Raw genomic sequence first — 7,061 nt, 5'->3', positions numbered from 1 at the left:
GTACCGCGTCGTCGTGCGCGTCGCCGCGCGCCTCCTTCGCGGCGGCGCGCTTGGTGTCGGCGTCCCGCCGCGCCTCGGACGCGCGCTGCCCGAGCCGGTCGAGTTCGCGGCCCTTGCGGTAGGTCTCGGACTCGGTGAGCCCCTCGATCCGGGAGCGCAGTTCCTCCCCCAGTTCTTCGGCCTCCGCCTGCTTCTCCTGGGCGCGGGTCCGGCGGTCGAGCGCCTGGCCGTACTCCTCCTCGCTCTCGCGCGCCGCGCGGGTGCGGTTGTCCATGTCGGTGGTGGCCGCGATCAGGTCCGCGGCCCCGGCCCGCAGGACGCGCTGCGCGTACGAGCTCTGGCGCGCGGCGAGCGTCCGCGCGGCGCGCACCTCGTCGTCCAGCCGGGCCAGATGCTCGCGCTGCCGGTCCAGCCGTTCGAAGCCGTCGGCCAGGTCGGAGATCTCGCCGCGGTCCAGTGGCGGCAGCGCGCGGGAGAGCAGCGTCGACAGGAGAGAGGGGTCGAGCCGTTCGGAGAGCTTCGGGGTGCGCAGCTGGAGCAGGGCGGTGATCAGCGCGTCGTAACGCTGCTCGGTCAGGCCGGGGAAGAGGGTGCTGCGGACGGCGGCGCGGTGGTCGGCGCCGGAGGCGTGCAACTCGCCGTGGCCGGTGAGGGCCTGGGCCAGCGCGGCGCGGGTCAGGGGCTGGCCGGACTCGCCGACGAGCGACAGCCCGCCGGGCACTCCGATGCGCTGACTGGTGGTGAAATAGTCGGCGGTCACCGAGGTGGTGCGCTCGCTGGCCTGCAACCGGGCGCCGAGGGTGAACCAGTCGGGCTCGCCGCCGCCGTCCGCGGCCCCGTCACCGCCCGCTTCCGTACGGAACTCCAGCCAGACGTATCCCACCCGGGTGACGCCCGAGGCCCCTTCACCCATCAGGTTCCAGTGCATCGTGCGCTCGGAGCCGCCGAACGTGGACAGCCGGTTGGGGCGCAGGCTCGCGTCGTACAGGAAGGGCAGCAGCACCTCCAGGGCCTTGGACTTGCCCGTGCCGTTCGGCCCCCTGAGCAGCAGCCTGCCGCGGTGGAAGGTGAACACCTCGTCGTAGTAGCGCCAGACGTTGAGCACTCCGGCGCGGGACGGCTGCCAGCGGGTGGTGCCCGGTCGCTCGGCGCGGGGCTGGGGCAGCGCGGTGACCGTCATGCGGGCGTCCCTTCGGGCTGGGCGGCGTGGGTGACCCGGTAGCGGTACGCGGCGGGGCGCGCGGTGATCCGGTCGCCGTCCCGGCGTACGAGACCGAATCCGGTCAGCACCGAAACGGCGTCCTCCGCGAGGCGGGCCGCGCCGTCCTCGGACCGGTACGCCTTGGCCCAGCTCGGGAAGCGGCCGAGCAGTCCGACGGCGGCGGCCGCGAGCTGTTCGGGGGTGGTACCGGCCGGGTCGGCGGTGACGGTGTCGAGCAGCAGGAGGGCCGCGACCTTGGCATGGCTGGAGTCGTCGGGGAACTTGCCGTCGGTGGCGATCCCGTCCGGGTCGGCGAGCAGCCAGCCCTCGGCGCGCTCCTCCAGGACGCAGCCCGCCTGTTCGGCGGCCCGGCGCATGATCTGGCGGCCGGTCGGCGAGGCGAGATAGCCGAGCTGGGCCTCGGAGAGCTCGTCCCGGTACATCACCGGATCGTCGAAGAGGCGGCGCAGTACGGAGTGGCGCAGCCATAGGTTGCGCTGCACGGCGGAGGCGGCGGGGGCGGAGGTCTCCGCGAGCTCAGCGGACTCGGCGTGCTCCATGCCCCGCGCTCCGTACCGCCGCTCCTGCACAAGCGCGGTGAGCAGTTCCTCGAACCGCCCCGGAACGCCGTCGGGCTCGACCGCGAGCCTCGACGCGCCGTTGGGCGCGGCGAGCAGCTGCATGAGGACTCCCGGCCGCACGTGGTAGAGCACCTTCGCCTCGGCCGAGTCCGTGAAGCTGTCCGTCGCACCGTCGACGGTCCGCACCGCCCCGTACGACTCCAGCAGGCGCAGCACGTCGACGAACGCCATGCGTTCGGCGCGCTGGGCCGTGTCGAAGGAGGACAGCGCGGGGTCGGCGGCGACGGCCTGGGCGACCCGGCCGGCGAGCAGTCCGATGGTGGTGACCGGTACGGACAGCAGCTCGGCGGCGGTCACGCACAGCAGAACGTAGCGGCGGCGGTCGAACGGCGCGCGGCCGGACCTCAGCCGCCGGGCGGGCCGGTCGGCGTCCGCGTACTGGCGTACCTTCGCGAGCCGGGCGTGGCCGAGCCGCGGCTCGACGGTCAGCGTCCAGCCCAGGGTGTAGTCGAACCAGCGGACCAACGACTCCTTGCGGCGGCGCACCAGGTCGAACGCGTCGGGGTCGGCGCGCTCCGTCAGCAGCGGGCGGGCGAGCAGCAGCCGGATACCGCGCGCCACCTCCTCGCGTTCGGCGATCACCAGTTGATTGGCGAGAGAGCTCATCCGGCCGCCTCCGTTCCGGTCGCCGGCGCGGGGTGCCGCGTACCCGCCGTACGGACCTCGATCAGGTAATCCGGCCCGGTCAGCTGCCCGCGCGCGGTGCGCAGCACCGCCTGCGAGCCGTCGGCCGGGGGCCGCAGCACGACTTCGACCCTGCCGTCGCCCGTGACCGCCCGCCGGGCCCCCGTACTGTCCGGGGCGACGGCGAGGGCCCGGCCGAGCAGGTCCAGCAGCCGTTCGAAGGTCCCGTGGTCGAGGGTGCCGAAGGCCGACAGCCGCAGCGGCGATTCCGTGCGCAACAGGCTCCAGGCGGCTTCGAGTTCGGCGCGCTCCGCGCGGGCCCGCTCGGCGCGGGCGGCCTTGAGTTCCGCGACGTCCCGCACGCGGCCCGTACGGGTGAAGCGCTCCGTACGGCCACTGGCGCGCAGCAGGGCCGACACCTCCACGGGCGGCGCCGCGGCCCAGCTCTCGGAGGCGCCGGTCAGTTCCGGGTCGGCGGGCACGAGGTGCGCGTGCCGGGCGGAGCCGAGGCCGAACGCCGCCGACCACAACCGGTGCAGCCCGTCCTCGTCCGGGGCGGCGGCGAACCACCGGGCGAGTTCCCGGAAGTCCTGCGCCGCGCTGGACGAGCGGCGGCGTGACTCCGTGATCCGGTCCAGCACTTGGAGCAGGGTGACGATGGCGCGGCGTGCGACGTGGTGCAGTTGCTCCACCCGGGCCGGGGAGCCGTCCGCCGGCAGGAACCAGGCGCGCAGCCCCTCCCACCGGGCCCGCCGCAGGCTCAGCCAGGCGGGCGCCGGGTCGCCGCCCGCGGTCGGCGGCAGTTCCGCGCCGCGCAGCGCCCGCCGCCACAGCTCTTCAACTCCCCCGCGCCCCTCTCGTTCGTCATCTCGCGCCTCCACGCGGGCGATGGCGCTCGCGATGGCGTGCGCCCGCTGGTCGAGGTTGGTGAGGAATTCCTGGAGATAGCCGACCGTGGCGGCCTTCACCTCGCGGAAGGTGGCGAGGTCGGTGCCGTCGGCCCGCAGAAGGCGCTGGAGTTCGCCGTTGAACTGCTTGGTGTTGGCGCGCAGCGCGTCCAGATGCCCTTCCAGTTCCTGGAGCGTGCTGAAGACGCGTCGGTCGGTGGAGCCCGCGTCGCCGAGCAGCGCGGCCAGTTCGGCGACCCGGTCGGCGATGGCGTCGAGCACCGCGGTCTGGAGCGCCCCGGTGGCGGCGAGAACGGCCAGGGCGTGCTGGACGCCCGCGAACGCGGCTTCGCCTCGGCGCGTCAAGGAGTACTGGAGGTTGCGGCGCTCGTATTCCTCGGCCGTGTGGTAGTTCTCGGCGTGGTTCTGGACGACGTCCAGCAACTGCCATGCGCTCAGCTGCTTGAGCGCCGACACCAGATCGTCGTCGGTGAGCGCGTCGAACCAGCCGACGCCCCGCAGCCGTTCCCGTACATCGTCCAGGCCGAGAGCCGTCACCAGCCGTTCGTTCGCGTCGCCGAACGCGCGGAGAATCGCGGCGTACAGCGGCGCCCGGTCGCCGGTGGTGAACCGGAACATATCGGCCGGAATCCTGGCCGCCCCGTCCATCCCGCCCCTCGCGCGTCGGTTCCGCATTCCGTACGTCCGACAGCGTACCGGGGGCCTCCGACAGCCACGGCGGATACGGGCGGGCCCCGCATACCGTGGCGTGATCCGACCGCACGCCCGGCGAGGCCACGGTCGGATCATCGCAGTCATTGGGTGTCATCCGGAGGATGATCGATGCCTCCCACCGGCCGTCTCCCCCGGACCTTCATGCGGCCCCGGCGGAACGGTCGCGGCGAGCGCGGCATCGCCGGGACGCTCGTACTCCATCCGGCGCGCGACCATCACCGCCGCGGCCTGCCCCAGGACGAGACCGGCATCGAGAACGACGTGCTTCAGGATCACGCGGTTTCCTTACCGCGCCAGTGACAGGCAGCGACGGCCTCGCTCATCCTCACGCGCACCTCGGCGGCTTCCTCGTCGGTGACGTAGTGGCCGAAATGCTCCGCCAGATAGGCCCGAGCACGCTCGGCCCGCTCCCTGCACCCCTCGGGGGTGAACCCGGCCTCGGCGAATTCCCGCACTACGAACTCGGGAGATCCAGCTCGACCCTTACGGTCTTGCCGACGGGTACGCGGTCGAGCACCGCCCACCGGTCGGCGAGCGCCTCCACGAGGATCAGCCCGCGCCCACTCTCCGACTCCGGCCCCGGCTCCGGCCGCTCCCCCGGCTCCGGAATACGCCGCTCCTCCCGCGCGTCCGACACCTCGATCCGCAAGGTCTCCGGCGTCCACCTGAGCCGCAACTCGAAGTCCCGCCCCGCCACGCGCCCATGCAGCACGGCATTGGCCGCCAGCTCCGCTACGAGCACGGCCGCCGTACTGGACGTAGAGCTGGCGTGCGGAATGCCCCAGCTCTCCAACTGGTGAAGCGCCAAGTGCCTTGCCAGGCGGGCGCCGAGCCGGGTCGAGCTGAAGCGCTGAGTGAACGCACGTACGGTGACGATGCGTTGATGCGTGGGGGGTGTCGTCATGGCCCCAAATGTGGCCCGCCGCGACCGCTGTCACCAGGAGGGGCGCGCGTACGCTGAGTCAGCGTACGCGCACTAAGGGTAGACAGTACGGATAACTTGGCGTAACCATGGCCGCGTCGTGAGTGGGTAGTGGGATGGGCGCGCGAGAGGTGACCGAACATGACGGACGACTCTGACGGTACGGAAAGTACGGACGATACGGGTAGCCACCCCGCCTTCACAGAACCCGAACCCTCGGACAGCCTGCGAACCTTCGGCGCGGTCGTGCAAGCCCTACGTGAGCACACCGGCCTCACTCGCGAGGAATTCGCCTCGCTGGTGCGCTTCTCCAAGCACACGGTCGCCTCGATCGAACTCGGGCGACGCATGCCGGACCCTGTGTTCGTGGAACGGGGGGAGCTCGCACTGGGAAACACCGGGGCGCTACGGAAGGCTTCGCCGCATGTGACGCGGAAGCCGGGGCTGGCGGCATGGTTCAGGATGTGGGCGCGGTTGGAGCAGGAAGCGATCACCCTGTACACGTACGAATGCCGCCTGATTCCTGGCCTGTTGCAGACGGAGGCCTACGCGCGGAAGGTGTTCGCGGAACAGCTCCCGCCCCTCAGCGATGCGCAGATCGACGTGCAGTTGACCGCTCGGCTCGATCGGCAACGCCTGCTGAAGGAGAGGCCGAACACCGCGTACAGCTTCATCCTCGAAGAGCACCTGTTCCTGCGCAATACGGGCGGGCCAGAGGTCACACGGGAACTGATCGACCACGTTCTCGGCCTGGCCGAGCTCCGGAACGTCGAAATCCAGGTGATGCCCTTGGTACGGGAAAGCCACGCCGGTCTGCACGGCCCCATGCGCTTGCTGGAGACACCGGAGCACAAGTGGTTCGCCTACTGCGAGGGCCAGGAGAGCGGCCAACTCATCGCTGATCCAAAAGTGGTCAGCATCCTCCAGATGCGGTATGCCAGGATGCGCTCACAGGCTCTCACTCCGGAAGACTCCGTGAGTCTGTTGAAGCGGATGCGAGGAGCGCTATGAGCACCATAGAACTGGGCTGGTTCAAGAGCAGCCACAGCAGCGGCAGCGAAGGTGACTGCGTCGAGGTGGCCCTCTCTTGGCACAAGTCCAGTTACAGCAGTGGCAGCGGCGACGACTGCGTCGAGGTAGCCACCTGCCCCACCACCGTCCACGTCCGCGACTCCAAGGACAAGCAGGGCCCCCAGCTGGCGCTCTCCCCCACCGCGTGGGCGACCTTCGTCGCATTCGCACGGGTATAGGCGAGGCCCCCGCGGAGCGGCCCGGTACCGTGGGGGGACCGTAATCGTGAGCCTCCTGGTGGGGTGCGTGATCACCTGGAGGAGCAGAGATGACGACGAACCGTGGACGTAAGGACGTCATCCGGGACCGCATGGCGGCGACGGGCGAGTCGTACAACGTGGCGGCGCGGAATCTGAAGTCGATGAAGGACATGGGCGCGACGCGTGAGGCGGTGCTCACGCAGCGTTGGCGACCGGCGGAGTCGCTGGAGGTGCCGTGTCCGTGCGGCGGGACGTGCGAGCCGGGCGAGAAGTGCGAGCGGTGCCATGCGCGGTACCGGCATGTGGCCCGTATGCCGGGGAGCACTACGGACGTGGAGACGTGGGCGGACCGGTACGAGTGCATGGGGTGCGCGGCGGTCTACACGCTGACGGTGGTGCTCCCCGGACGCCCGTGGGGCATCGCCGAGACGGTGGTCACGGGCGGGGCGGCGGAGCCGGTCGTACAGGCGAGGGTGTTCCCCGGCGTCGTACATCCGCTGCTGCGCCCCGACCCGGCGCCCGAGGAGAGCTAGTGCCGCAAAAGGCAACTTGCCCTGTCGCTGCCATGCCGTGGACGAGGCGTTGACCGCGCCCTGGTGAGGGCAGGGATATCGAAGGCTGAACCGGGCTCCGCCGGCGCTCCACCGCTGACTGCTGCCGCGATGAGGTGAGGGCGGGTTCTTCGAGTGCGGGTGCGTCTCGGGCCTGCGGCCCACAGCGCGGGCGGTGATTGGGTGGGGCGGTATTCGGCTCGGCCGGGTGCGGTTTTCGTCTCGGACC

General features: G+C 71.4%; 8 protein-coding genes and 1 pseudogene. 3 read left to right on the top strand and 6 right to left on the bottom strand.

The window, feature by feature from the left end:
• From ACFU99_RS26745 to ACFU99_RS26720, 6 genes and pseudogenes are all read right to left on the bottom strand, one after another.
• Window positions 1–1,180: pseudogene (locus ACFU99_RS26745) on the bottom strand (TIGR02680 family protein); the annotation flags it as partial.
• On the bottom strand, window positions 1,177–2,448 hold the full coding sequence (locus ACFU99_RS26740; RefSeq protein WP_384396448.1) for a TIGR02678 family protein: 1,272 nt from the start codon (window positions 2,446–2,448) through the stop codon (window positions 1,177–1,179). The pseudogene ACFU99_RS26745 and the gene ACFU99_RS26740, both read right to left, overlap by 4 nt.
• The gene (locus ACFU99_RS26735) at window positions 2,445–3,992 is read right to left on the bottom strand and encodes a TIGR02677 family protein (protein ID WP_384396445.1); all 1,548 of its coding nucleotides are present in this window, start codon (window positions 3,990–3,992) and stop codon (window positions 2,445–2,447) included. Before ACFU99_RS26735 ends, ACFU99_RS26740 begins: the two co-directional genes overlap by 4 nt.
• Window positions 3,993–4,178: 186 nt before the next feature.
• Window positions 4,179–4,364, bottom strand: a complete 186-nt coding sequence (locus tag ACFU99_RS26730) for a hypothetical protein (protein ID WP_384396442.1) — start codon at window positions 4,362–4,364, stop codon at window positions 4,179–4,181.
• Window positions 4,361–4,543 (bottom strand): hypothetical protein, encoded by a 183-nt coding sequence (locus ACFU99_RS26725; RefSeq protein WP_384396440.1) that lies wholly within the window; start codon window positions 4,541–4,543, stop codon window positions 4,361–4,363. The genes ACFU99_RS26730 and ACFU99_RS26725 overlap by 4 nt, the downstream gene beginning before the upstream one ends.
• Window positions 4,543–4,992 carry an ATP-binding protein gene (locus tag ACFU99_RS26720; RefSeq protein WP_384396437.1) on the bottom strand — a complete coding sequence of 150 codons (450 nt, stop codon included), beginning with the start codon at window positions 4,990–4,992 and terminating at the stop codon, window positions 4,543–4,545. The genes ACFU99_RS26725 and ACFU99_RS26720 overlap by 1 nt, the downstream gene beginning before the upstream one ends.
• A 159-nt stretch (window positions 4,993–5,151) precedes the next feature.
• Between ACFU99_RS26720 and ACFU99_RS26715 the strand changes: the two genes are divergently transcribed.
• The 3 genes from ACFU99_RS26715 to ACFU99_RS26705 all read left to right on the top strand — a co-directional run bounded on the left by ACFU99_RS26715 (window position 5,152) and on the right by ACFU99_RS26705 (window position 6,814).
• Window positions 5,152–6,021: a Scr1 family TA system antitoxin-like transcriptional regulator gene (locus ACFU99_RS26715; RefSeq protein ID WP_384396434.1), complete on the top strand. Its 870-nt coding sequence runs from the start codon at window positions 5,152–5,154 to the stop codon at window positions 6,019–6,021.
• Entirely contained in the window at window positions 6,018–6,260 is a 243-nt protein-coding gene (locus ACFU99_RS26710) for a DUF397 domain-containing protein (protein WP_384396431.1), read from the top strand. Before ACFU99_RS26715 ends, ACFU99_RS26710 begins: the two co-directional genes overlap by 4 nt.
• Before the next feature lie 89 nt (window positions 6,261–6,349).
• Window positions 6,350–6,814 carry a hypothetical protein gene (locus ACFU99_RS26705; RefSeq protein WP_384396428.1) on the top strand — a complete coding sequence of 155 codons (465 nt, stop codon included), beginning with the start codon at window positions 6,350–6,352 and terminating at the stop codon, window positions 6,812–6,814.
• The last annotated feature ends 247 nt before the right edge of the window (window positions 6,815–7,061 follow it).

The sequence above is a fragment of the Streptomyces sp. NPDC057654 genome, from assembly GCF_042800135.1.
In the GTDB taxonomy this organism is placed as follows: domain Bacteria; phylum Actinomycetota; class Actinomycetes; order Streptomycetales; family Streptomycetaceae; genus Streptomyces.
The sequence above is the reverse complement of the archived record's forward strand: the minus strand, read 5'-3'. Positions and strand labels throughout refer to the sequence as shown.

Coding starts and splice junctions, on each gene's coding strand:
- ACFU99_RS26720 (WP_384396437.1), bottom strand. CDS start 4,992: ATGACGACACCCCCCACGCATCAACGCATCGTCACCGTACGTGCGTTC.
- ACFU99_RS26740 (WP_384396448.1), bottom strand. CDS start 2,448: ATGAGCTCTCTCGCCAATCAACTGGTGATCGCCGAACGCGAGGAGGTG.
- ACFU99_RS26715 (WP_384396434.1), top strand. CDS start 5,152: ATGACGGACGACTCTGACGGTACGGAAAGTACGGACGATACGGGTAGC.
- ACFU99_RS26710 (WP_384396431.1), top strand. CDS start 6,018: ATGAGCACCATAGAACTGGGCTGGTTCAAGAGCAGCCACAGCAGCGGC.
- ACFU99_RS26735 (WP_384396445.1), bottom strand. CDS start 3,992: ATGTTCCGGTTCACCACCGGCGACCGGGCGCCGCTGTACGCCGCGATT.
- ACFU99_RS26705 (WP_384396428.1), top strand. CDS start 6,350: ATGACGACGAACCGTGGACGTAAGGACGTCATCCGGGACCGCATGGCG.